Origin of the sequence: Novosphingobium anseongense, assembly GCF_037482895.1 — a bacterium.
In the GTDB taxonomy this organism is placed as follows: domain Bacteria; phylum Pseudomonadota; class Alphaproteobacteria; order Sphingomonadales; family Sphingomonadaceae; genus Novosphingobium; species Novosphingobium anseongense.
Window position 1 is genome coordinate 437969 of the sequence record NZ_JBBHJZ010000001.1, and the last position, 21388, is coordinate 459356.

Consider the following 21388-nt stretch of genomic DNA (forward strand, 5'->3'; position numbering starts at 1 on the left):
CGTGCCCTAGGCGGTTTCGCCCGATCCGTCATCCCCGCGAAGGCAGAGGCTCAATCCTCGCCGAAGCCGTCCTTGACCAGGCCCGCCAGCTTCAGCAGCGCGGCTTCGGCACCGTCGCCGCTGACGGCGATCTCGATCGTGTCGCCCTTGGCGGCACCGAGCATCATCAGGCCGAGGATCGATCCGCCGGCGGCGTCGCTGCCGTCCTTGCTGACCTGGACCTGCAGCCCTTCGGGCAGCAGCGCGACCATGTTGACGAACTTGGCGCTCGCGCGTGCGTGCAGGCCGCGCTGGTTGATGATCTGGACGGTTTCCTTGAGCGCGATCATGCCTGCTCCCTCATGCATGTTGGCCCTTTAGGCGTGCTGCCCCCTCAGGCATGTTGACCAAGGTACTCGGACGCCATGGTGATGTAGTTGCGGCCGGCGTCACGCGCGGCGATCGCCGCGTCGGTCACCGACATGCATTCGCGCGCCTTGGCGAGGCGGATCAGCATCGGCAGGTTGATCCCCGCGATCACCTCGACCCGGCCGGCCTGCATCAGCGAGATCGCCAGGTTCGACGGCGTGCCGCCGAACAGGTCGGTCAGGATGATGGCACCTTCGCCGCTGTCCACGCGCTTGATCGCGGTCGCGATCTCGTGGCGGCGACGTTCCATGTCGTCATTGGGTCCGATGCACACGGTCGCGACCGCCTCCTGGCGGCCAACGACATGTTGCATCGCATTCACGAACTCCTCGGCAAGATTGCCGTGGGTCACCAGGATCATACCGATCATGCTGGAAATTTGCTCCGAAGGCCCTGCGAAACCGCCTGGATAGCGTTATGTCTTCTCACGATGCCTGGCCTCCCTCGATGAGGTCGGCGGCTCGCGAGCCCAGGTTGCGGTGCAGCAATGTGGGCGAAAAACCGGCGGCACGCAAGGCCGCTGCGATTTGTTCGGCGACGAACACCGATCGGTGCCGTCCGCCCGTACAGCCGAAGGCGATGTGGACGTAGGCCTTCCCTTGCGCCTCGTAGCGGGGCAGCAGCAGCAGCAGCAGATCGCGGATGCGATCGTAGGCCTCGGGGAAGGCGGGATCCTGGCGGATGTGCTCGCCCACGGGCGCGTCCTTGCCCGTCAGCGGGCGCAGCTCGTCGACCCAGTGCGGGTTGTCGAGGAAGCGCATGTCGAAGACGAGGTCGGCGACCGGCGGCATACCGCGCGAGAAGCCGAAGCTCGAGACGGTCAGGGTCAGCGGCTGATCGGTCGGCGTGAAGCGCTCGCGAATCACCTGCTGAAGGTCGTTGGTCGAATAGGCGGTGGTGTCGATCACGCCGTCGGCCCAGCGACGCAGCGGTTCGAGCAACTCGCGCTCGGCCAGGATGCCCGAGGCGACGGGCATGTCGGCGGCCAGCGGATGCCGCCGCCGCGTTTCGTTGTAGCGCCGTTCGAGCTCGCGGCTCGCGCAGTCGAGGAACAGGGTGGTGACTTCGAGATCCGCGCGCTTGGACAGCTTCTTGACCCGCTCGATGATGTCGTGCGGGTTGAAGCCGCGGGTGCGTGCGTCGAAACCGATTGCCAGCGGCGGGCGGTCGGCGGGCGCTGCCTGGGCGGATTGCGACGCCGTCGTGTCGATCAGGCGTTCGAGCAGGCGGACGGGGAAGTTGTCGAGCGCTTCCCAGCGCAGGTCCTCGAGCACGCGCAGCACGGTCGTCTTGCCCGCGCCGAGCAGGCCGGTGACCAGCAGGATGCGCTGAGGGCCCTGGGGCAGGCCTTGGCCGGGAGCGGCGTCAGGGGCGGCCTGGGCTGTGCCGCTATCTTCGATATCGCTGGGCATGGATCGCGGAAGTTTGCGCTTCTCACCAAAGAAAGGGAAGGGCCAAGGGATGGCTTTTACCCCAGCGAGACTTAACCCTAGCTGAGTCCGTAATAGGTAAGTGCCCGTTCCGCCTTGAGATGCAGCACCGGTCCCTCGGGCGACAGCCGCAGCATCGGCAGGGCGATGTCGGCACGCGTGACCGTCTCCGCCGTCTCGACGAAGCGCGGCGCTCCGGGATCGAGCACGAGCACCAGCGCGACCGGAGCCGCGTCGCACACCGCCTCGCGCAATAGGCCGAGATTGCGCACCTCGATCAGCCCGCGCGTGTTCGGATGCGGCATGGCGTGGAGCCGGCCCTGGCGCGTTTCGAGAAGCACGCCGTCGTCGCCGATGAGCAGGGCGCCGCGGTCGATCAGCGCCAGGGCCAGGCTCGACTTGCCCGTGCCCGGCGCGCCCTCGATCAGCAGGGCGCGGCCGTCGATCGCGACACAGGTGGCTTGGTGGGGAAGTGCGCTCATGCGCCGTCCCAGGCGGGCAGGTCGATCACCAGTCGCGCGCCGGGCTGGCCGTCGAAGCGATCCTCGGCGCTGAGCGTGCCGTAATGCGCCTCGACGATCGTGCGGGCGATGGCGAGGCCGAGGCCCGAGTGGCTGCCGAAATCCTCGCCCGCCGGGCGCAGCGAATGGAAGCGCTCGAACACCTTCTCGCGCTCGCTTTCGGGAATGCCGGGGCCGTGGTCCGACACCGCGATGCCGACGCGCTCGTCGTCGCCGGTGATGCTGACCTCGATCGTGGCGCCCGGCGGCGAGAACGAGACGGCGTTGTCGAGCAGGTTCTCGAGCACGCGCTCGAGCCGCGCGGCGTCGCCGGGAACCACGCAGGCGCCCGCGCGGCGATGGGTAACCTCGATGCTGGTCTCGCCGTTGACCCCGCGGCTGTCGCGCGCGGTGACAAGCCCGAGCACGAGCTGGACCATGTCGACCGGCTCGAAGGTCGTGCGGCTGAGTTCGGCGTCGATGCGGCTGGCGTCGGCGATCTCGGTGACGAGCCGGTCGATCCGCTGGACGTCGTGGCTGGCGATGGCGAGCAGCTGGCGGCGCAGTTCGGCATCCTCGACCCGGTCGAGCGTCTCGAGCGCGCTGCGCAGGCTCGCCAGAGGGTTCTTGATCTCGTGCGCGACGTCGGCGGCGAAGCTCTCGACGCCGTCGATCCGCTGGCTCAGCGCCGCGCTCATGTCCGAGATCGAGCGCGCGAGCATGCCGATCTCGTCGCGCCGTTCGGGCAGGCGCGGTACCACGACCTGGCGGTCGCGCCCCAGCCGCACGCGGATCGCCGCGCGCACCAGCAGGCGCAGCGGCTGGATGATCGTGCGTGCGAGGAACAGCGAGAGCAGGATCGAGACGAGCAGCGCCGCGCCGACGATGATCGCCAGGGTCTGGCGCGCGTCGCGGATGTTCTGGGTGATGTCGGGCGAATTGCGCGTGGTCAGCAGCACGTCGCCCTTTTCGCCGACGGGCGCCGCGGCGGTGATCACCGGCGTGCGATCGGGCGCGAGCCGCTGGCGCATGACCGTGGCCTTGGTCTCGCGCGCCTCGGCGATCTCGGGGAAGCCCGCGGCCTTGTCCGATTCCTCGTAGTTCGGGATCGGCGGCGCGCGCACGAGGAAGTCGAGGCTGCGGTCGAGCCCGCGCGCCGCGTGCATGTACCAGGGCTCCTTCTCGGGATCGACGAAGGTGAAGGCCGGGCCGACGAGCTCGAAGCTGTCGGCGATCAGCTTGTCCTTGCGATCGTAGAGCCGGATGCGCAGCTTCTGCTCGGCGCCGACACGCAGCAGCAGCGCCTTGCGCTTGGTGCGGTTGAGCGGGCCGAGGGCATCGGCGGTGATCTGCACTTCGGCGCGCGCCAGGCCGAAACGCTCGGCGATCAGCCGGTTGCGATAGGTGTCGAGGTAGAACACCGAGCCCGCGAGCAGCACCAGCGCGACGACGTTGACCGCGAGGATGCGCGAGGTAAGCGAGACGCGCCGCGTCCAGAACAGCCGTTCGGGGATCAGTTCGTCGGCGTCATCCGCCATCGGGGTCAGCCATCGGTGAACGAATAGCCGGCGCCATAGAGCGTATCGATCGCCGCGAAGGTCGAATCGACGCCGCGGAACTTGCGGCGCAGGCGTTTGATGTGGCTGTCGATCGTGCGGTCGTCGACGAAGATGTCGTCGCTGTAGGCCGCGTCCATCAGCTGGTTGCGGCTCTTGACCACGCCCGGCCGCATCGCCAGCGATTCCAGGATGAGGAATTCGGTGACGGTCAAGGACACGGCCTTGCCGTCCCAGGTGACGCTGTGGCGCGCGGGATCGATCGTCAGCCGGCCGCGCTGGATCGGCTCGGGCAGGCCCTCGGGCACGGGCTCGTCGGGCTCGGCGCGGACCAGTTCGGTGCGCCGCAGGATCGCGCGGATCCGTGCGACGAGCAGCCGCTGGCTGAACGGCTTGGTGATGTAGTCGTCGGCGCCCAGCGCCAGGCCCAGCGCCTCGTCGGGCTCTTCGTCCTTCGAGGTCAGGAAGATCACGGGCAGCGACGAGCGGTCGCGCAGCCGCTGCAGCAGCTCGAGCCCGTCCATCCGCGGCATCTTGATGTCGAATATGGCCAGGTCGGGCGGGTTCTCGAGCAGGGCCTTCAGCGCGGTCTCGCCGTCGGCATAGACGCGCGTGGCGAAGCCTTCCGCCTGGAGGAAGATCGACAGCGTGGTCAGGATGTTGCGATCGTCGTCGACCAGCGCGATGCACTGCTGCGGCACGGGCGGCGTGGCGGAACCGGCATCGGTGGGATTGCCGGCGGGGGAAGGGGAGGCTGGCGGCTCGGCCGTGGTCACTTGCGCGCGGATCCTCGAAAACTTGCTCGGCCTTGGGTTAGCCCTTCGGGCCGCCGCTGACAACGTGGCGTGTCCTTCCCTGAGAGGCGGTGCGCGAGGGCCCGCCCCACGCCTCAGTATCGCTTGCTTCCGCCGATGATCGGCGCATGTTCCGATTTCCCTATCCGGAGTCGAAGCCCATGAGCGTCCTCAACAGCATCTTCGGCCAGTTCGGCCAGCACGTCGACGTCGCCAACCTGGCCGAAAAGCTGGGAATCCAGCCGGCGCTTGCCGAGAAGGCGATCGCGGCACTCGGACAGTCGCACGCCGAGCCGGGCGACACGATCGCCGGAGCTGCCGCCAAGACCGGGCTCGACAGCGGCGTGCTCGGCCAGATCGTCGAACAGATCGGCGGCGAAGGCTCGCTCGGCGAATTCGCGCGCACGCTCAAGGATCATCCGCAGGCTTCGGGCCTCTTCGGTCTGCTCGACCGCGACGGAGACGGCAATCCGCTGAACGACGTCACCGATCTCGCGAAAGGGCTGTTCGGCAAAGGTTAAGGAATCGGCTGCCAGGCGCGGCCCTGCTGCGCTCCTGCGGCAAGACTTTATTATATTGTGTCCACTATCCAACAGACCGTCTGATAGGTTAGACGGTCGCAAAGGTCGCGACGAAATAAAGTGCCTCATCAAGGAGGGCACCATGGACTGGCTCACCACGCTGCGACGCAGCGGGGGCATCAATGCGCTTTCGCGCCAACTCGGCGCGAGCCCGGCCGACGTCTCGGCGGCCGCTACCGCCCTGCTGCCCGCGCTTCTTGCCGGGCTGCGACAGGCGGCGGACACGCTGGGTGAGGGCGATGCCGGTGTCCAGTCTCTCGTCGACGTGCTGGCCGAACTGGGCGGCGGACAGCTTGCTGCCGACGTGATGGGACCGGGGCCGCTCGACACTGCGCCGGGCGTTCTGCTTCTCGATCGTGTTCTCGGACCCGAAGTGGCGCGCCGCGCCGTGCTGGTCGAGGCCGAGCGCAGCCAGGGACTCGCTCTCGAACTGGGTGAACGGGTTCTGCCTGCACTGGCCATGCTGGTGGGCGGGTACATCACAGCGCGCGCGGGCGGCAGCGGTGCCGAGGGCAGCGGCGGGCTCGACGAGCTCGGCGGCCTGCGCGACACGCTGACCCCCGATGCCGGCGACAGCGGCGCCGATCGCATCTGATGGCTTCGACCGCGCTGTCGCTGCTCGTGCTGACCATCGTCGCGCTGACCGCCGGCGCGGCTTTCCTCTGGCGCCGCGGCGGCGGACGCAAACAGATCGTGCTGATGCTGGTGCTCGCGGCGGTCCTGGCGATCAACGTGGCGATCTGGGTCGTGCCGACTTCGGGCGGCCAATCGCTGGCCGGAAAAGCGGCGACGCAGTAAGGCGCACAACCGCAGTATTCTTTGCGTATTTCACTATTTTATCGTCATCCCGGCGAAGGCCGGGATCCATCGGGCCATCAGGTGTGGGCACGCGATGGATCCCCGCCTGCGCGGGGATGACGGCAGGGCGCAAGCGTCGCTACGCGCCGCGAACGGCTGCCGTCACTTGATCGGGCAGTCCGGCGAGAGCCGCATGTCCAGATAGTTGTCGACCGAGCGCATCATCTCGTCGAGTTCGTTCTCGAAGAAGTGGTTGGCGCGCGGGATCTCGTCGTGATGGATCGTGATGTGCTTCTGCGTGCGCAGCTTGTCGACGAGCTTCTGCACGGCGTTCGGCGTCACCACCGTGTCCGACACGCCCTGGACGATGATGCCCGAGGCGGGGCAGGGTGCCAGGAAGCTGAAGTCGTACATGTTCGCGGGCGGTGCGACCGAGATGAAGCCGCGGATCTCGGGGCGGCGCATCAGCAGCTGCATGCCGATCAGCGCGCCGAACGAATAGCCGGCGATCCAGGTGGTCGAAGCCTCGGGATGGATCGACTGCACCCAGTCGAGCGCTGCGGCCGCGTCGGACAGTTCGCCGATGCCGTTGTCGAACGAGCCCTGGCTGCGGCCCACGCCGCGGAAGTTGAAGCGCAGGGTCGCGAAGCCGCGGTTGACGAAGGTCTTGTACATCGCCTGGGTGATGCGGTCGTTCATGGTGCCGCCCGCCTGTGGGTGCGGGTGGAGAATCATCGCGACGGGCGCGCGCGGACGCGGACCGGGCTGGAAACGGCCTTCGAGGCGACCCTCGGGACCGGGGAAAATGACTGCTGGCATTGTGGCTATACCTGGTGAATGAGAATCTCGGGCTCGCCCGCCGGGGTTCGGCTGGCGATCGGTCCGTAAGATTCTAACGGGAATTGATGCGCTATATAGAAACAGCGATCGCGAAAACAACATTTTGCCGCATGATGCTTAACGCCAAGATAGTCAGGCCATGACCGCCGACCGCATTTATCTCGATCACGCCGCCACCACGCCGCTTCTGCCCGCTGCGCGCGAGGCGATGCTGGCGGGCTTCGCGCAATGGGCCAATCCGTCCAGCCCGCATCGCGAGGGGCGCGCGGCGCGGGCGATGCTCGAGGATGCGCGCGCGCGGATCGCCGCGGCTCTGGGCTGGGACGGCGAGGTCGTGTTCACCTCGGGTGCGAGCGAGGCGCTTGCTCTGGCGCTGGCCAAATCCCGCCAGCCGCTCGCCGCGGTCTCGCCCGTCGAGCACGAGGCGGTGCTACGCCATGCCGGGGGCGCCGAGCGGCTGGCGGTCGATGACCGGGGCCTCGTCGATCCCGCCACCGTGGCGCGGACCGGGCTGATCGCCGTCCAGCAGGTCAACAACGAGACGGGAGTGATCCAGCCGCTCGAAGCCATCGCCGCGGCAGTGCGCGGAGCGGGCGGGCTGCTGCTCGCCGACTGCGCGCAGGGCGCCGGCAAGCTGGCTTTGCCCGATGCGGACCTGATCGCGCTCTCGGCCCACAAGTTCGGCGGACCGACCGGCATGGGCGCGCTGCTCGTGCGCGACTGGGCTCTGCTCGATCCGACCGGCGGCCAGGAGCGCGGCTATCGCGCCGGCACCGAGAACCTGCCCGGCGCGCTCGCCATGGTCGCCGCGCTCGAGCACGGCGCGACCTGGCTCGACGGGGCGGCCAGTCTCCGACGGCAACTGGAGCTGTCCATCGGCGAAGCCGGCGGCACGGTGATCGCCGCCGATGCCCCGCGACTGCCGACGATCGGCGCCTATCGCATGCCCGGCGTTTCGGCCGCGGCCCAGCTCATCCGCTTCGATTCGATGGGGATTGCCGTTTCGGCCGGCAGCGCCTGTTCGTCGGGCTCGCTGCGCACCAGCCACGTGCTCGGCGCCATGGCGATCGAGGACAAGGCCGCGTCGGAGGTGATCCGCGTCAGCATCGGCCGCGAGACGACCGAGGCCGATATCGCACGTTTCCTGACGACCTGGCGCGAGATCGCCGGAACGGACCGGGCCGCGGCATGATCTATCTCGACTACCAGGCGACCACGCCGCTTGCGCCCGAGGCGCGCGAGGCCATGCTGCCCTGGCTTTCCGGCCCGGAGGCCATGGGTTTCGCGAACCCGCACAGTCCGCATCGCCCGGGCCGCGCCGCCGCCGCCGCGGTCGAGCTGGCGCGCGACCAGGTCGCGGCGTTGCTGCCGCCGGGTGGGCGCGTCGTGTTCACGGGCAGTGCCACCGAAGCGCTGAACCTCGCGATCCTCGGCTGCAAGCCGCGCCGGATTGCGGTCTCGGCGATCGAGCACGCCGCCGTGCTCGACACGGCGCGGGCCAGCGGCGCCGAGGTCGATAGGTTCGACGTCGACGGCGAAGGCCTGGTTGCGCCGAATGCCGCGATTCCGGCGGGTACCGACCTCGTCGCGGTCATGCAGGTCAACAACGAGATCGGCACGGTGCAGCCCGTCGCCGCGCTGGCCGAGGCAGCGCATGCCGCGGGGGCGCTGTTCCTCTGCGACGCCGTCCAGGGCGCGGGCAAGCTGGCACCGCCGGCGGGGGCCGACCTGATCGCGCTCTCGGCGCACAAGCTTCATGGCCCCAAGGGCGTCGGTGCGCTGTGGATCCGCGACGGGATAGAACTCGCGCCGCTGATCCACGGCGGCGGCCAGGAGGGTGGGCTGCGCTCGGGCACCTTGAGCCCCGCGCTCTGCGTCGGGTTCGGGGCCGCCGCCAAGCTGGCCGCGACGCGGCGCGAGGAAGACGCCGCGCATGTCGCCGACCTCTGGCTTCGCGCGCGCGATCGGTTCGCCGGCTGGACGCTCAACGGCAGCGCCGAGGCGCGCTGGCATGGGAATCTCAACCTGCACAAGCCCGGGCTCGACGTCGCCCGGCTGATGTCCGACCTGCGCGACCTCGCCTTTTCGGCCGGTTCGGCCTGCGCTAGCGGTTCGGGGCGGCCGAGCCACGTCCTTCGCGCGCTCGGGCTTACTGACACCGCTGCAAAAAGCTCTATTCGTATCGGATTCGGACGTTATACCCTCTCTCGGGAATTGGAGGATGCCTGCGCAAGGATCGTCGCAGCAGCGGCGGCGCAGGGAGTTTGACGTGGTCGCAGTTACGTTCATCACCGCCGAGGGCGAAAAGGTCGCTGCCGAAGCCGCCGAGGGCACGCGCCTGCTCGAGGTCGCCCAGGCCGCCGGCATGCCGCTCGAAGGCACCTGCGAAGGCCAGATGGCCTGCTCGACCTGTCACGTCGTCGTCGCGCCCGACTGGTTCGACAAGCTAAAGCCCGCTTCGGCCGACGAGGAAGACATGCTCGACCTCGCCGCCGACGTCACCCGCACCAGCCGCCTCTCGTGCCAGATCGCGCTGACGCCGGAGCTCGACGGCATCGAAGTGCGCATTCCCGGCGAAGCACGGGATATGCAGCTACGCTGAGACTTGTGGTTCGGTCGCGGACGATGGCTCCGAATCCGGAGCGGGCGTCGCTTTGTCCTTCCTGAAGAAGCGCCAGAGAAAGCGCAGCACGAGGACGACCAGCCCGATTGGCAGGAAGATCGTCAGCAAGGTGATGATCCAGGCGATGACGGTGCCCAGGATCGGACCGACGTTGCCTAGGGCTTCCTGAACCGGCGCCAGGAAGCCGCTGCGGCTTGGTGAGGGCGAACTGAACAGGGTCGATTGATAGCGGATGTTGACCCGCGCGAAATCGACCCGGCCCTGCATTTCGGCCAGCCAGCTTCGCGCCTGGTCGATCTCTTCGTTGACCTGCGCAACCCCGCGTTCGGCTTCGACGAGTTCCTGCACCGTGCCCTTGCGGGTGGAGAGAATTTCCATCAATCGATCACGCAAGACGGTCCTGGCGCGCAGACGGGCCTCGGTGTTGACGATTTGCTTTGACAGGTCTTCGCCGGAGATGCTGCTCGAAATTTCCTTGCCATCGCTTTGTCCGGCAATCTTGCTGAGTTCGGCTCCGAAGGAACGCGCGCGGGGTGAGGCAACGGCGAGTTGCAGCGAACCTGATCCGTATTCGCTTTCGCTACCTTCCTGCTGCATGTTGAGGATCCGGCAAATTTGCTGACCCTGTGCTTCACAGTAGTCGGCATGCTTCCGCTGCAATTCAGGGATGCGCTCCGATTTAAGGCGGTATCCGTAAGAGAATTGATAAGCTATCTTGGGGATACTGACCGCGATCTGTGTGGGTGACGGCGGCGGTCCCTGTGGGGCGCTGTCTTCTTTTATGTCAATAGCTGTCACTCGCGAGGGAGGCGGTGTATTATTACGTCCGAACTTTGGCAGTAGAGAAGGTTTTTCGAGGGCTTCTGCAAATCCGAATTTGTTTTGCGGCGCTGCCGATGAATAATTCGAGTATCTTTCCGAATCCTGTGGCCCCTGACTGCAGGCGGAAAGGCCTGTTATGGCGAAAAATGCCACGACAATGGATGTTTTCATCAATCACCCCAAGAGCTTCTCATAAGGTCTTCGTGGCGGTGAAATATAGTAGGCTCGTTACCGAATTCTTATGCTTTCACTTGAGAAAATCTATCAATGCTTTGGAGAAGGCCGGAATGTCCTCGGGTTTGCGGCTGGTGATGAGATTGCCGTCAACCGCGACCTCCTGATCGACCACCTCGGCACCGGCGTTCTCGAGATCGGTGCGGATCGACGGCCAGGCGGTCACGGTCCTGCCGTCGACGATGTCCGCCTCGACCAGCAGCCAGGGCCCATGGCAGATCGCCGCGATCGGCTTGTCGGCCTCGTTGAAGTCCACGATCAGGGCGATCGCGCGCGCTTCGAGCCGCAGCGCGTCGGGGTTCATCTGACCGCCGGGCAGCAGCAGCGCGTCGAAATCTTCCGCGGCGACTTCGTCGAGCCCCGCATCGACGGTCACGCTCTCACCCCAGTCCTTGTGGTTCCAGCCCCGGATTTCGCCACGCTTGGGGCTCGCGAGCACGGTTTCGAAGCCGGCCTGCTCGAGTGCCTTGCGCGGCTCGATCAGTTCGGATTGCTCGAAGCCGTCGGTGGCGAGGATGAGGACGCGCTTGGTCATGGGGAGGGGCTCCTGGACGAGGTCTGTCCTTCTTGAAGATTTGGCGGAAAAAGGCGTTCCAGCGGTTTCGCGCGGGCCGTCGCATTGCTAGGGCGGTCGGCCATGGCGAGCCCTACCCAGACCGATCCCGATCCGTTCGACGCCATCGTCGACGCGCCGTTCGACAGCGCGCTGTCCGAGCGCTACCTCGTCTATGCGCTGTCGACGATCACCGCGCGCTCGCTGCCCGATCTGCGCGACGGTCTGAAGCCGGTCCACCGCCGCCTGCTCTGGGCGATGCGCGGGCTCAAGCTCAACCCGACCGATGCCTTCAAGAAGTCGGCGCGCGTGGTCGGCGACGTCATCGGCAAGTATCACCCGCACGGCGACGCCTCGGTCTACGATGCCATGGTCCGCCTCGCCCAGGACTTCTCGCTGCGCTATCCGCTGGTCGAGGGGCAGGGCAACTTCGGCAATATCGACGGCGATAACGCCGCGGCCTATCGCTACACCGAAGCGCGGCTGACGCGCACGGCGATGCAGCTGATGGCCGGGCTCGACGAGGGTACGGTCGAATTCCACCCGACCTACAACGGCGAGGAGGAAGAGCCCGAGATCTTCCCGGGCCTGTTCCCCAACCTGCTGGCCAACGGCTCGACCGGCATTGCCGTCGGCATGGCGACCTCGGTGCCCAGCCACAACGTCGCCGAGATCATCGACGCGACCCTGATGCTGATCGACAACCCGGCCGCCGAACACGCGCAGCTCATGCAGGTGTTCCAGGGGCCGGACTTCGCCACGGGCGGCGTCGTCGTCGACAGCCCGGCGGTGATCAGCCACGCCTACGAGACGGGCAAGGGCGGCTTTCGCGTCCGTGCCAGGTTCCACGCCGCCGAAGCCAAGGCCGAGGCCGACCGCGAGGCGGGCATCGAGCGGCTCGGCAACGGCATGTGGCAGCTCGTGGTTTCCGAGATCCCCTACATGGTGCAGAAGGGCAAGCTGATCGAGCAGATCGCCCAACTGATCGCCGACAAGAAGCTGCCGATCCTCGAAGACGTCCGCGACGAGAGCGACGAGCAGATACGGCTCGTGCTGGTTCCGAGGAACCGCAACGTAGACCCTGATCTACTTAAGGAATCGCTCTACAAGCTGAGCGACTTGGAATCGCGCTTCAGCCTCAATCTCAACGTCCTCGACGCGCACCGCACGCCGGGCGTGCTCGGGCTCAAGGACCTGCTCAAGGAGTGGGTCTTCAGTCAGATCGACATCCTGCTGCGGCGCAGCCAGCACCGTCTCGACAAGATCGCGGCGCGGCTCGAACTGCTCGAAGGCTATATCATCGCCTTCCTGAACCTCGATCGGATCATCGAGATCATCCGCACCGAGGACGAGCCCAAGCCGGTGATGATGAAGGAATTCGACCTGACCGACCGTCAGGCCGAAGCGATCCTCAACATGCGGCTGCGCTCCTTGCGCAAGCTCGAGGAGATGGAACTGCGCAAGGAGCACGCCGAACTGCTCAAGGAGCAGGGCGAGCTTCAGGAACTGCTCGAAAGCCCGGCCAAGCAGCGCACGCGTTTGAAGCGTGATCTCAAGGCCTTGCGCAAGGAATATGCCGAGGATACCGAACTCGGGCGGCGTCGCACGACGATCGCCGAGGCGGCGCCGACGCGCGAGTTCTCGATGGACGCGATGATCGAGAAGGAGCCGGTGACGGTGATCCTCTCGGCCAAGGGCTGGGTGCGCGGCGCGCGCGGTCACATTGCCCTGGATGGCGACTTCAAGTTCAAGGAAGGCGACGGCCCGGCCTATGCCTTCCACGCGCAGACCACCGACAAGCTGCTGATCGCGATCGACAACGGTCGGTTCTACACGCTCGGCGCCGACAAGCTGCCGGGCGCGCGCGGCTTCGGCGAGCCGATCCGCACGATGCTCGACATCGATGCCGAGGCGCAGATCGTCGCGGTGCTGCCCTACAAGCCGAAGGGCCAGTTGCTGCTCGCCTCGAATGTCGGGCGCGGCTTCGCCGCCGAGGCCGACGAACTGCTGGCCGAGACGCGCAAGGGCCGTGGCGTCATGAACACCAAGCCTGGCGTCAAGCTGGCGCTGGTGCGCGAGATCCCCGCCGAGCACGACCACGTCGCGATCGTCGGCGACAACCGCAAGCTGGTCATCTTCAGCCTCGAGGAGCTGCCGATCCTGGCCAAGGGGCAGGGCGTCACCTTGCAGCGCTACCGCGACGGCGGGCTCTCGGACGCGATCACGCTCAAGCTTGAGGACGGTCTGAGCTGGAAGATGGGCGGCGAGACCGGGCGCACGCGCACCGAGCCCGACATGCGCATGTGGAAGGTCGCCCGCGGTGCCGCCGGCCGTCTGCCGCCGACCGGTTTTCCGCGCGATAACAAGTTCTAGGCGAGCCTAGCTCTTGCCCGCTTCCACCTGCGGGTGATTGGGCACCAGCACCAGGGTCCGCCCCTCGACCCGCCAGCTCGCCAGCCGCGAGAGCAGGTTCATGCCGATGACGTTGGTCTCGCCCAGCCCCGGCGCGATCACCGCGTCGAGGTCGCGCGCAACGACGTTGCCGAAGCGCAGCTCGTCGATGCGAGCGAGTTCGGCGCGGATCGTGCCGTTGGCGGTCTTCATCATCACCGACTGGCGCAATTGCTGCGTGGGAACCTGTGCGCCCGCCGCGGTGCTTTCGGACAGGGCCGTAAGGGTCGCGCCGGTGTCGACGAGGAAGCGATAGGGCTCGCCGTTGATCTTGGCCTGGATCCAGAAATGGCCGTCGTTGCTCATCGCGATCCGCGTCTCACCGCCGGTAACCCTTTGTTCGGGCAAGCCGATCTGGGGCAGGGCGAGGTCGTTGCCCGTGGTCAGCCGCGCGACCTGGACGATCGTCAGCAGCAGCGCCGCGACGAGCGAGAGGTTGCCCAGGCCCTGGATCAGCCCGCCGAGCCGCGGCGTGGCGCGCTTGATCATGCCACCGAGCGTGACCGCGAAGATCGCGCCGACCGCGAGTGCGAGCAAAGGCTGTTCGCGCAGGAAATCAAAGGTTTCGTGCAGGTTCACTGGCGCGTTCTAGCACGCGGAAGCTTGCTGGCGGCTGAGCGGATCACGCTCCCAGCGCCTCGTCGAGCAGCTCCTGAACCCGTTCTGCATTGGGGAAGCCCTCGGCCACCCAATGCGCCTCGACCATCAGCAGCACGCGCGCGACTTCGGGGCCCGCGGTCACGCCGCGCGCCACCACGGCGCCGCCCTTGAGCGGGAACACGGGTATCTCCCAGTCCTGCAGGGGGGCGATGTCCTGCCCTTCGAGCAGCAGCCAGTCCTCGGTCTCCTCGCGGCCGAGGTGATAGGCGAGCGCGTGGGCATTCTTGGGGCCGCTGACCCGCTCTGCGGCATGGATCAGCCGCTTCCGCTGCGCGCCCGAAAGACGAAAGCGCGCGGCGACCTGCTCGGCGAGCGGCGGATCGGGCGCGATTAGTGCCCCGAGACGGCGGATGGCATGCGGCGTAGCGCCCTGGCGCTGCTCCTCGGCCACCAGCCGCGTCAGAGCTTCGGTGTCGGCGTGCGGCAGAATGACGTCGAGCACGCCGAGTTCCTTCATCCGCGTCACGGTGGGGGCGGGATCGGGCAGGCTCAGCAGGTTGAGAACTTCCATGCCGATCCGCTCGCGCGACAGGCCCTTGAGCGTTCCGGCGAGTTCGGCACAGGCCGATTCCGATTCCTTATCAGGCGGTTGCGAGCCGAACCTGGCCTGGAAGCGGAAATAGCGCAGGATCCGCAAGTGGTCCTCGCGGATACGCTGGCGGGCATCGCCGATGAAGCGCACGCGGCGATAGCCGAGATCGGACAGGCCACCGAAGTAGTCGAACACTTCGCGCGTCGCGGGATCGGCATAGAGCGCGTTGATCGTGAAGTCGCGCCGAGCCGCGTCCTCGCGCCAGTCGGTGGCGAACTGGACCGTGGCCCGGCGGCCGTCGGTGCTGACGTCGTGACGCAGGGTGGTGATCTCGACCGGACCCTCGGGCAGCACGGCGGTGACCGTACCGTGGTCGATCCCCGTCGGCACGCTGCGGATGCCCGCCGCATCGAGCCGCGCGATCACCGCCTCTGGCACCAGCGGCGTCGCCACGTCGATGTCCTTGACCGGAATGTCGAGCAGCGTGTCGCGCACCGCGCCGCCGACGTAGCGCGCCTCTCCGTCCCCCAGCGCCGCGATCAGCGCGGCGAGATCGGCACGCTGCGTCCAGTCCGCCTCTGGCAGTTCAGCCATGCCAGCGTAGCCGGCGCGAGAGGTTGACGAGGATCGCTGCGGTGATCCCCCAGATCTGGTGCCCCTGCCAATCGATCTCGAAATAGGGACGCATCGAGCCCTCCCATTCGACCCATTGTTGCTTGTGGTTGGCGGGATCTAGCACGAAACGCGCGGGCGCTTCGAACCATTGCGCGACTTCGGTCGGATTCGGCACGATCTCCACGTCCGCGGGCACCACGCCGAGCACGGGGGTGATCGCGAAGCCCGAATGGGTCTCGTAGACGTCGCTCTCGCCGATCACGCGGACCTTGTCCTGGCGAATGCCGAGCTCTTCCCAGGTCTCGCGCCGCGCCGCCTCGATCGCGCTTTCGCCCGGATCGATCGAGCCACCGGGAAAGGCGATCTGGCCGGGATGCGAGCGCATGTTCGAAGGGCGGTGCAGCAGCAGGATGCCGGCATCGTCGCCGCGGTCGGTGAAGGCGGCGAGCACGGCGGCGGGGCGGAACTCGCTCATGCCGTCGAGCCGCTGGTCGGTCCACAGTTCGGGAGGTTCACCCGCGTGACCGATCTCATAAAGCCGGCTGAGCCGGTCGAACAGGTCGCTCATGCTGGCGTCAGTGCAAAGGTCGCGCCCTGGCTGGTCACGGTCAGGTCGCCACCTTCGATCGCGATTTCAGCCAGTTGCGCGTAAGTGCTACGATTCAGTCTGGCTTCCGTGCCATGGCGCACGCCGAGATAGAGCGCGGGCGTCTCGGGATCGCCGGCGGCGCGGATCGGATGATCGGGACCGGCGATGACGAGATCGTCGGTGTTGAGCCGGAAGACGAGGGCATCGCCGTCTCGCTTGACGTCGACCGCGACGAAGGCGGCGTCCTCGACCTCGATCGACTGCTTTTCCTGCGGCGTCACCAGCCAGTGCTGGCCCTGCGCGTCGCGCCACAGCAGCGAGGCGAAGGCGCGGATCATGGCGGCGCGGGTGATCTCGTCGCCTTCGTGGAACCAGCGGCCGTCGGCCTTGATCGTCATGAGGCTGTCGGCTTCGCGTTCCGGCGCCCATTGGTCGACCGGCGGCAGCTGGCGCGCTGCGGTCAGCTCGGCGATTTCGGCGAGGGAGAGGCCGGCAAGCTCCGGTGGCGGCTCGTAAGGCATCGGCTTGCCCTGCCATTTACCTTCCGGCCCTGCAAGGGGAGGGCCATCACATTGACCGTCCAACTCTTCCCGTCACCCTGAACTTGTTTCAGGGTCCATTTCTCCGCGTGAACCGAAGCTTTGTTGGCAGCACAACCGGGCAGCCGAGGCTATCCGCACAGGCCATGGTTGCGGCCCGATGGACCCTGAAACAAGTCCAGGGTGACAGAGAAGGGGAAAAGGGGAGGGAAAGAGTAATCCTAGCCCTTCCAAGGCCCGAGCGTTCCCTCGGCGGGCAGGACCGCCGGATTGTCGCAGCGCACGAGCAGGCGCGCGCGATCGAAGGGGCCGGGCAGGGCCCAGCCGCCGGTGGCTTCGTTGGTGAAGCCCCAGAAGCGGCCGTAATAGTCGGGATCGCCGATCATCACCTGCGGCAGCGGCGCGCGCGGGTCGAGCGCGGCGAGGCTCGCGGTCATCAGCGCCTTGCCGAAGCCGCGGCCCTGGTGTTCGGGTAGCACCGCGACCGGTCCGACCATGACCAGCGGATGCTTGCGCCCCGACGGATCGGTCAGCGCCACGGGCCAGCACTGGATCGTGCCGGCGAGCATGTCGTGCTCGTCGAGCGCGGCGAAGGAGAGGCCGCCAAGCGACTCGGTTCCCTCGCGCACCTTGTAGGCCGTGCGCTTGTGGCGGTCGGGCTCGAAGGCGCGGTCGAGCAGCGCTTCGATCAGCGCGGGGTCGACGTCGGCAAGGGGAATGATGTTGGCCATGGCCGCGCGCGGATAGGGGCGATGCGCCGGCTTGTCGATCAAGTTTACCGTTTTCCGGCCAGTTTACCGTTTGACCGGGGACAGGCGCAAAAGATGACCCGCGCCGGCCTCCTTGCCGTCCTCGAGCAGCCAGATCGAACCGTCCTCGCGTTCCTCGATCTCGCGCACGCGGTGCGACATCGGGTAGCGCGCGACTTCGCGCGCCTTGGTGCCGTCTATCGCGACGCGAACGATCGCCGAAGGCAGCATCGCCGCGATCACCGCCTGGCCGCGCCACTGCGGGAAATCGCTGCCGCGGTAGAAGATGAAATCGCCCGGCGCGATCACCGGGTTCCAGCTGATCGCCGGTTGCGCGAGATCGGGCCGGGTGGCGTTGCGCGGGATCGGGCGGCCGTCGTAGTGATCGCCGTCCGACACCAGCGGCCAGCCGTAGTTCTTGCCGGGCTCGACGAGGTTGAGCTCGTCGCCGCCCTTGGGGCCATGCTCGAGATCCCAGAGCCGCCCGCTCGCGTCGAACTGGAGTCCGAGGACGTTGCGGTGGCCATAGGACCAGATCTGCGACGTCACGCCGCCTTTTGCGGCAAACGGATTGCCCGGCGCAGGCTTGCCGTCGAGCGTGAGCCGCAGGATCTTGCCGAGATTGGCGTTGAGGTCCTGTGCCGGCGTGAACTTCTGCCGTTCGCCCGATGCGAGGAACAGGTGCTGCCCGTCGGGCGAAAAGGCTATGCGGTGCGAATAGTGGCCCTGGCCGGTGACCTTGGGCTCCTGCCGCCAGATCACCTGCAAGCCTTCGAGCTTGGGTGCGCCCTGGGTGACGAGCTTGGCGCGTCCGAGCACGGCACCGCGCGTGTCGTTGTCTCCGGCTTCGGCCCAGGTCAGGTAGACCGTGCCCGAGGTGGGGAAATCGGGTGCGAGCGCGACGTCGCCGAGTCCGCCCTGGCCGCCATAGGCGACCTGCGGCACGCCATCGACCTCGCGCACCTCGCCGCCTTCCTGCCAGAGCATCAGCTTGCCCTTGCGCTCGGTGATCAGCGCGAAGGGCGTGCCGGGCAGGAAGGCCATGGCCCAGGGCTCTTCGAACTGCGCCACCTGCGTGACGGTGAAGCCCGGATCGCCTGCGGTCTTGGCTTCGGCGGCGGCGGCCTTATCCCCTGTCGACGCCGAGCCGCAGCTTGCGAGGCCGAGCGCGGCGAGGGATAGCGGGGTCATCCATGTCGAGATTCGCATGCCCGCAGTAACGCACAGACTTCGCCTGGGTGCCACTGGCCTGATCATCGGCGTCGACGAGGCCGGTCGCGGGCCGCTGGCGGGGCCGGTCGTCGCCGGCGCCGTGCTGCTGTGCAAGCCGCGCCCGAGCGGGCTCGACGATTCCAAGAAGCTCACGCGCGATCGCCGGGCCGAGCTCGAGGCGACGATCAAGCGCCGTTGCCGCTGGGCCGTCGGCGTGGTCGAGGTCGACGACATCGACCGCCTCAACATCTTCGGCGCGACGATGGCGGCGATGACCCTGGCGGTCGAAGCTTTGTGCAGCGCGATCGGCGAGGATCCGGCCGAGGTGCTGATCGACGGCAACCTGACCCCCGCGGGCCGCAACGCCGGCTGGCGCTGGCCGGCGCGGCCGATCGTCGGCGGCGACGCGATCGAGCCCTGCATCTCGGCCGCCTCGATCATCGCCAAGGAGCACCGCGATCGCCTGATGCGCGATCTCGCGGCCGAGCACCCGCACTACGGCTGGGAGCGCAACGCCGGCTACGGCACGCCCGAGCACCTCGCCGCGCTGCGGCTGCATGGCGCGACGCCGCACCACCGCCGCTCTTTCGCGCCGGTGGCGCAATTGGAGATGTCGGTATGAGCGGATTTACGGCAGCGGACGTTCCCGACCAGACGGGCCGGACGATCATCGTCACCGGCGCCAACACCGGGCTCGGCTACGAAGCCGCCAGGGTCCTCGCGGCCAAAGGCGCGCGCGTTCTGCTGGCCTGTCGCGATCAGGCCAAGGCCGAGGCGGCCATGGCGCAGATCCGTGCCGAGGCGCCCGCCGCGGATCTCGCCTTCCTGCCGCTCGACCAGGCCGATCTCGCCTCGGTCCGCCGCGCCGCCGATCTGGCCGCGCAGGAGCCGCGGATCGACGTGCTGCTCAACAACGCCGGCGTCATGTTCCCGCCGCTGACGCGCACCAAGGACGGCTTCGAGCTGCAGTTCGGGGTCAACCACCTCGGCACTTTCGCACTGACCGGCCTGTTGCTGCCCAAGCTCGCCGAGACGCCGGGTGCGCGCATCGTCGTCACCGCCAGCCTCGCGCACAACCGCGGCAAGCTGCAGTGGGACGATCTGGGTGCCGAGAAGGGCTACAACCGCACCGCGCGCTATTCGGACAGCAAGCTCGCCAACATGCTGCACTTCGCCGAACTCGATCGGCGGCTGCGCGCAGCAGGTTCGCCGGTGATCGCGGTGGGCTGCCACCCGGGCGTCGCCGCGACCGAGCTGATGCGCCACGCCGGACCGTTCCAGGTGTTCACGCCGCTGTTCGGCCTGTTTCTCAACACCGCCGAGCAGGGCGCCTGGCCCGCGCTCGAAGCGGCGACCGCGCCGGGCGTGCAGGGCGGCGAATATTACGGGCCGCAGGGGCTCGGTGAGATGCGCGGCCGTTCGGGCCTGGCCAGGCGAACCGCCGCCGCGAAGGATCCCGAACTCGCCCGGCGGCTGTGGGACGTGTCGGTCGCGATGACCGGGATCGATCCCGGTCTGGCGCCGGCCTGAAGATTTTTTTCGGCCCCAGAGTCCACAAAGCCACACCACAAGATATCGAGTCGCAAGTCCTTGCTTGGACTCAACATCCTGTGCCGGGCTTGCTCCGTTCTCATCGTCGTTGATGCCCCGTTAACCATCGTCCGCTAGGATTCCCGCGGAGTCGCGACTTGACGCGGACTCCGCGAGGACTCACCCTAGGCAGCAATTCAAGGGGGCTTCAGCGGGCGGTATGGTTCAGGTTGTGGAAAAGACGCGGGTGCGTGCGCGCCCGCTTCGTCAGGCGCGTGACGAGCGCGTCGTGGCGAAGGATCTGCCGCTCGGGCGGATCCTCGAAGGCGACTGCATCGAGGCGATGCGCAGCCTGCCCTCGGCCTCGGTCGACATGGTCTTCGCCGATCCGCCCTACAATCTCCAGCTCGGCGGCGATCTCAACCGTCCCGACGGCAGCCACGTCGACGCGGTCACCAACGACTGGGACAAGTTCGACAGCTTCGCCACTTACGACAAGTTCACCCGCGAATGGCTGGCCGAGGCGCGCCGCGTGCTCAAGCCCAACGGCTCGCTGTGGGTGATCGGCTCGTACCACAACATCTTCCGTGTCGGCGCGATCCTGCAGGACCTGGGCTTCTGGATCCTCAACGACATCGTCTGGCGCAAGGCCAACCCGATGCCCAATTTCAAGGGCACGCGCTTCACCAACGCCCACGAGACGCTGATCTGGGCGGGCATGGGCGAGAAGGCCAAGTACACCTTCAATTACCGTACGATGAAGACGCTCAACGACGAGTTGCAGATGCGCTCGGACTGGGTCCTGCCGATCTGCTCGGGCCAGGAGCGGCTCAAGCGCGATGGCGCCAAGGCGCACCCGACGCAGAAGCCCGAAGCGCTGCTCTATCGCGTGATGCTGGCGACGACCAACAAGGGCGACGTCGTGCTCGATCCGTTCTTCGGCACGGGCACGACCGGCGCCGTCGCCAAGCGCCTCGGCCGCGAATGGATCGGCTGCGAGCGCGAGAGCGTCTATCGCGAAGTCGCGCTCGAGCGCATCGAGATGGCGCTGCCGCTCGACGAATCGGCGCTGACCACGATGCAGAGCCCCAAGGCCGCGCCGAAGGTCGCTTTCGGCACCCTGGTCGAAACCGGCTGGATCGCGCCGGGCGCGCTGCTGACCGACAAGAAGCGCAAGATGAAGGCGACCGTCCATGCCGACGGTTCGCTGCGTACCCCGGCGGGCGAGACGGGCTCGATCCATGGCCTCGGCGCCAAGCTCCAGGGCGCGCCTTCGTGCAACGGCTGGTCGTTCTGGCACCTGGAACACGAGGGCGAGATCAAGCCGATCGACGCGGTGCGGCAGCTCTATCTGCTGGCCACGGAACCATAA

The 21388-nt window shown here is 67.5% G+C and carries 25 protein-coding genes; 10 read left to right on the top strand and 15 right to left on the bottom strand.

What is annotated here, in order from left to right; all coding sequences use genetic code 11:
- Positions 1–50: 50 nt before the first annotated feature.
- From WG901_RS02060 to WG901_RS02085, 6 genes are all read right to left on the bottom strand, one after another.
- Entirely contained in the window at positions 51–329 is a 279-nt protein-coding gene (locus tag WG901_RS02060) for an HPr family phosphocarrier protein (RefSeq protein WP_339585358.1), read from the bottom strand.
- A gap of 44 nt (positions 330–373) precedes the next feature.
- Positions 374–778, bottom strand: coding sequence for a PTS sugar transporter subunit IIA (locus tag WG901_RS02065; protein ID WP_264442656.1), 405 nt, complete (start codon positions 776–778; stop codon positions 374–376).
- 55 nt (positions 779–833) lie between these two features.
- Complete coding sequence (gene rapZ, locus WG901_RS02070) at positions 834–1820, bottom strand: RNase adapter RapZ (protein WP_339585359.1); 987 nt, start codon at positions 1818–1820, stop codon at positions 834–836.
- A 77-nt stretch (positions 1821–1897) separates the two neighbouring features.
- The gene (locus WG901_RS02075) at positions 1898–2320 is read right to left on the bottom strand and encodes an HPr kinase/phosphorylase (protein WP_339585360.1); all 423 of its coding nucleotides are present in this window, start codon (positions 2318–2320) and stop codon (positions 1898–1900) included.
- Positions 2317–3876, bottom strand: coding sequence for an ATP-binding protein (locus tag WG901_RS02080; RefSeq protein ID WP_339585361.1), 1560 nt, complete (start codon positions 3874–3876; stop codon positions 2317–2319). Before WG901_RS02080 ends, WG901_RS02075 begins: the two co-directional genes overlap by 4 nt.
- A gap of 5 nt (positions 3877–3881) precedes the next feature.
- Complete coding sequence (locus tag WG901_RS02085; RefSeq protein WP_417602151.1) at positions 3882–4670, bottom strand: response regulator transcription factor; 789 nt, start codon at positions 4668–4670, stop codon at positions 3882–3884.
- Positions 4671–4849: 179 nt separating this feature from the next.
- On the opposite strand from WG901_RS02085, the gene WG901_RS02090 reads away from it, so the two are divergent.
- The 3 genes from WG901_RS02090 (at position 4850) to WG901_RS02100 (ending at position 6067) form a co-directional block, all read left to right on the top strand.
- Positions 4850–5209 (top strand): hypothetical protein, encoded by a 360-nt coding sequence (locus WG901_RS02090; protein WP_339585362.1) that lies wholly within the window; start codon positions 4850–4852, stop codon positions 5207–5209.
- A gap of 142 nt (positions 5210–5351) precedes the next feature.
- Positions 5352–5864 carry a DUF937 domain-containing protein gene (locus WG901_RS02095; protein ID WP_339585363.1) on the top strand — a complete coding sequence of 171 codons (513 nt, stop codon included), beginning with the start codon at positions 5352–5354 and terminating at the stop codon, positions 5862–5864.
- Positions 5864–6067, top strand: a complete 204-nt coding sequence (locus WG901_RS02100; RefSeq protein WP_339585364.1) for a hypothetical protein — start codon at positions 5864–5866, stop codon at positions 6065–6067. Before WG901_RS02095 ends, WG901_RS02100 begins: the two co-directional genes overlap by 1 nt.
- A 162-nt stretch (positions 6068–6229) precedes the next feature.
- On the opposite strand, the gene WG901_RS02105 is transcribed toward WG901_RS02100, so the two are convergent.
- On the bottom strand, positions 6230–6886 hold the full coding sequence (locus WG901_RS02105) for an alpha/beta hydrolase (RefSeq protein WP_217401153.1): 657 nt from the start codon (positions 6884–6886) through the stop codon (positions 6230–6232).
- A 160-nt stretch (positions 6887–7046) separates the two neighbouring features.
- Between WG901_RS02105 and WG901_RS02110 the strand changes: the two genes are divergently transcribed.
- The 3 genes from WG901_RS02110 to WG901_RS02120 are packed head-to-tail and all read left to right on the top strand — an operon-like array spanning position 7047 to position 9509.
- Positions 7047–8099: a cysteine desulfurase family protein gene (locus WG901_RS02110; RefSeq protein ID WP_339585365.1), complete on the top strand. Its 1053-nt coding sequence runs from the start codon at positions 7047–7049 to the stop codon at positions 8097–8099.
- Positions 8096–9175 (top strand): cysteine desulfurase family protein, encoded by a 1080-nt coding sequence (locus tag WG901_RS02115; protein ID WP_339585366.1) that lies wholly within the window; start codon positions 8096–8098, stop codon positions 9173–9175. Before WG901_RS02110 ends, WG901_RS02115 begins: the two co-directional genes overlap by 4 nt.
- A 1-nt stretch (position 9176) precedes the next feature.
- Positions 9177–9509: a 2Fe-2S iron-sulfur cluster-binding protein gene (locus WG901_RS02120; protein WP_339585367.1), complete on the top strand. Its 333-nt coding sequence runs from the start codon at positions 9177–9179 to the stop codon at positions 9507–9509.
- Here WG901_RS02120 and WG901_RS02125 read toward each other — a convergent pair.
- Both WG901_RS02125 and WG901_RS02130 read right to left on the bottom strand, forming a co-directional pair.
- Positions 9501–10523: a DUF4349 domain-containing protein gene (locus tag WG901_RS02125; RefSeq protein WP_339585368.1), complete on the bottom strand. Its 1023-nt coding sequence runs from the start codon at positions 10521–10523 to the stop codon at positions 9501–9503. The genes WG901_RS02120 and WG901_RS02125 overlap by 9 nt on opposite strands.
- Before the next feature lie 76 nt (positions 10524–10599).
- Positions 10600–11121 (bottom strand): type 1 glutamine amidotransferase domain-containing protein, encoded by a 522-nt coding sequence (locus tag WG901_RS02130; protein WP_339585369.1) that lies wholly within the window; start codon positions 11119–11121, stop codon positions 10600–10602.
- A 102-nt stretch (positions 11122–11223) separates the two neighbouring features.
- Here WG901_RS02130 and parC point away from each other — a divergent pair, with 102 nt between their 5' ends.
- The gene (gene parC / locus WG901_RS02135; RefSeq protein WP_339585370.1) at positions 11224–13512 is read left to right on the top strand and encodes a DNA topoisomerase IV subunit A; all 2289 of its coding nucleotides are present in this window, start codon (positions 11224–11226) and stop codon (positions 13510–13512) included.
- 6 nt (positions 13513–13518) lie between these two features.
- Here parC and WG901_RS02140 read toward each other — a convergent pair whose 3' ends face one another.
- The 6 genes from WG901_RS02140 to WG901_RS02165 form a co-directional block, all read right to left on the bottom strand.
- Positions 13519–14169: a retropepsin-like aspartic protease family protein gene (locus WG901_RS02140; protein WP_339585371.1), complete on the bottom strand. Its 651-nt coding sequence runs from the start codon at positions 14167–14169 to the stop codon at positions 13519–13521.
- 43 nt (positions 14170–14212) lie between these two features.
- Positions 14213–15376: a CCA tRNA nucleotidyltransferase gene (locus WG901_RS02145; RefSeq protein ID WP_339585372.1), complete on the bottom strand. Its 1164-nt coding sequence runs from the start codon at positions 15374–15376 to the stop codon at positions 14213–14215.
- Positions 15369–15965, bottom strand: coding sequence for an NUDIX hydrolase (locus WG901_RS02150; protein WP_339585373.1), 597 nt, complete (start codon positions 15963–15965; stop codon positions 15369–15371). The genes WG901_RS02145 and WG901_RS02150 overlap by 8 nt, the downstream gene beginning before the upstream one ends.
- Positions 15962–16507, bottom strand: coding sequence for a DUF1285 domain-containing protein (locus WG901_RS02155; protein WP_339585374.1), 546 nt, complete (start codon positions 16505–16507; stop codon positions 15962–15964). Before WG901_RS02155 ends, WG901_RS02150 begins: the two co-directional genes overlap by 4 nt.
- Before the next feature lie 239 nt (positions 16508–16746).
- Entirely contained in the window at positions 16747–17256 is a 510-nt protein-coding gene (locus WG901_RS02160; RefSeq protein ID WP_339586627.1) for a GNAT family N-acetyltransferase, read from the bottom strand.
- 63 nt (positions 17257–17319) lie between these two features.
- On the bottom strand, positions 17320–18465 hold the full coding sequence (locus WG901_RS02165; protein ID WP_339585375.1) for a PQQ-dependent sugar dehydrogenase: 1146 nt from the start codon (positions 18463–18465) through the stop codon (positions 17320–17322).
- A 16-nt stretch (positions 18466–18481) separates the two neighbouring features.
- On the opposite strand from WG901_RS02165, the gene WG901_RS02170 reads away from it, so the two are divergent.
- The 3 genes from WG901_RS02170 (at position 18482) to WG901_RS02180 (ending at position 21388) form a co-directional block, all read left to right on the top strand.
- Positions 18482–19108 carry a ribonuclease HII gene (locus WG901_RS02170; protein WP_339585376.1) on the top strand — a complete coding sequence of 209 codons (627 nt, stop codon included), beginning with the start codon at positions 18482–18484 and terminating at the stop codon, positions 19106–19108.
- Positions 19105–20016, top strand: coding sequence for an oxidoreductase (locus WG901_RS02175; protein ID WP_339585377.1), 912 nt, complete (start codon positions 19105–19107; stop codon positions 20014–20016). Before WG901_RS02170 ends, WG901_RS02175 begins: the two co-directional genes overlap by 4 nt.
- Positions 20017–20236: 220 nt before the next feature.
- The gene (locus WG901_RS02180) at positions 20237–21388 is read left to right on the top strand and encodes a site-specific DNA-methyltransferase (protein WP_339585378.1); all 1152 of its coding nucleotides are present in this window, start codon (positions 20237–20239) and stop codon (positions 21386–21388) included.

What these genes read in the sequence shown, in the direction of transcription:
- WG901_RS02130 (WP_339585369.1), bottom strand. Translation starts at nt 11,121, where the DNA reads ATGACCAAGCGCGTCCTCATCCTCGCCACCGACGGCTTCGAGCAATCC.
- WG901_RS02165 (WP_339585375.1), bottom strand. Translation starts at nt 18,465, where the DNA reads ATGACCCCGCTATCCCTCGCCGCGCTCGGCCTCGCAAGCTGCGGCTCG.
- WG901_RS02115 (WP_339585366.1), top strand. Translation starts at nt 8,096, where the DNA reads ATGATCTATCTCGACTACCAGGCGACCACGCCGCTTGCGCCCGAGGCG.
- WG901_RS02180 (WP_339585378.1), top strand. Translation starts at nt 20,237, where the DNA reads ATGGTTCAGGTTGTGGAAAAGACGCGGGTGCGTGCGCGCCCGCTTCGT.
- WG901_RS02105 (WP_217401153.1), bottom strand. Translation starts at nt 6,886, where the DNA reads ATGCCAGCAGTCATTTTCCCCGGTCCCGAGGGTCGCCTCGAAGGCCGT.
- WG901_RS02155 (WP_339585374.1), bottom strand. Translation starts at nt 16,507, where the DNA reads ATGCCTTACGAGCCGCCACCGGAGCTTGCCGGCCTCTCCCTCGCCGAA.
- WG901_RS02175 (WP_339585377.1), top strand. Translation starts at nt 19,105, where the DNA reads ATGAGCGGATTTACGGCAGCGGACGTTCCCGACCAGACGGGCCGGACG.
- WG901_RS02145 (WP_339585372.1), bottom strand. Translation starts at nt 15,376, where the DNA reads ATGGCTGAACTGCCAGAGGCGGACTGGACGCAGCGTGCCGATCTCGCC.
- WG901_RS02090 (WP_339585362.1), top strand. Translation starts at nt 4,850, where the DNA reads ATGAGCGTCCTCAACAGCATCTTCGGCCAGTTCGGCCAGCACGTCGAC.
- WG901_RS02125 (WP_339585368.1), bottom strand. Translation starts at nt 10,523, where the DNA reads ATGAAAACATCCATTGTCGTGGCATTTTTCGCCATAACAGGCCTTTCC.
- WG901_RS02150 (WP_339585373.1), bottom strand. Translation starts at nt 15,965, where the DNA reads ATGAGCGACCTGTTCGACCGGCTCAGCCGGCTTTATGAGATCGGTCAC.
- WG901_RS02080 (WP_339585361.1), bottom strand. Translation starts at nt 3,876, where the DNA reads ATGGCGGATGACGCCGACGAACTGATCCCCGAACGGCTGTTCTGGACG.
- WG901_RS02060 (WP_339585358.1), bottom strand. Translation starts at nt 329, where the DNA reads ATGATCGCGCTCAAGGAAACCGTCCAGATCATCAACCAGCGCGGCCTG.
- WG901_RS02065 (WP_264442656.1), bottom strand. Translation starts at nt 778, where the DNA reads ATGATCGGTATGATCCTGGTGACCCACGGCAATCTTGCCGAGGAGTTC.
- parC (WP_339585370.1), top strand. Translation starts at nt 11,224, where the DNA reads ATGGCGAGCCCTACCCAGACCGATCCCGATCCGTTCGACGCCATCGTC.
- WG901_RS02110 (WP_339585365.1), top strand. Translation starts at nt 7,047, where the DNA reads ATGACCGCCGACCGCATTTATCTCGATCACGCCGCCACCACGCCGCTT.
- WG901_RS02095 (WP_339585363.1), top strand. Translation starts at nt 5,352, where the DNA reads ATGGACTGGCTCACCACGCTGCGACGCAGCGGGGGCATCAATGCGCTT.
- rapZ (WP_339585359.1), bottom strand. Translation starts at nt 1,820, where the DNA reads ATGCCCAGCGATATCGAAGATAGCGGCACAGCCCAGGCCGCCCCTGAC.
- WG901_RS02170 (WP_339585376.1), top strand. Translation starts at nt 18,482, where the DNA reads ATGCCCGCAGTAACGCACAGACTTCGCCTGGGTGCCACTGGCCTGATC.
- WG901_RS02075 (WP_339585360.1), bottom strand. Translation starts at nt 2,320, where the DNA reads ATGAGCGCACTTCCCCACCAAGCCACCTGTGTCGCGATCGACGGCCGC.
- WG901_RS02160 (WP_339586627.1), bottom strand. Translation starts at nt 17,256, where the DNA reads ATGGCCAACATCATTCCCCTTGCCGACGTCGACCCCGCGCTGATCGAA.
- WG901_RS02100 (WP_339585364.1), top strand. Translation starts at nt 5,864, where the DNA reads ATGGCTTCGACCGCGCTGTCGCTGCTCGTGCTGACCATCGTCGCGCTG.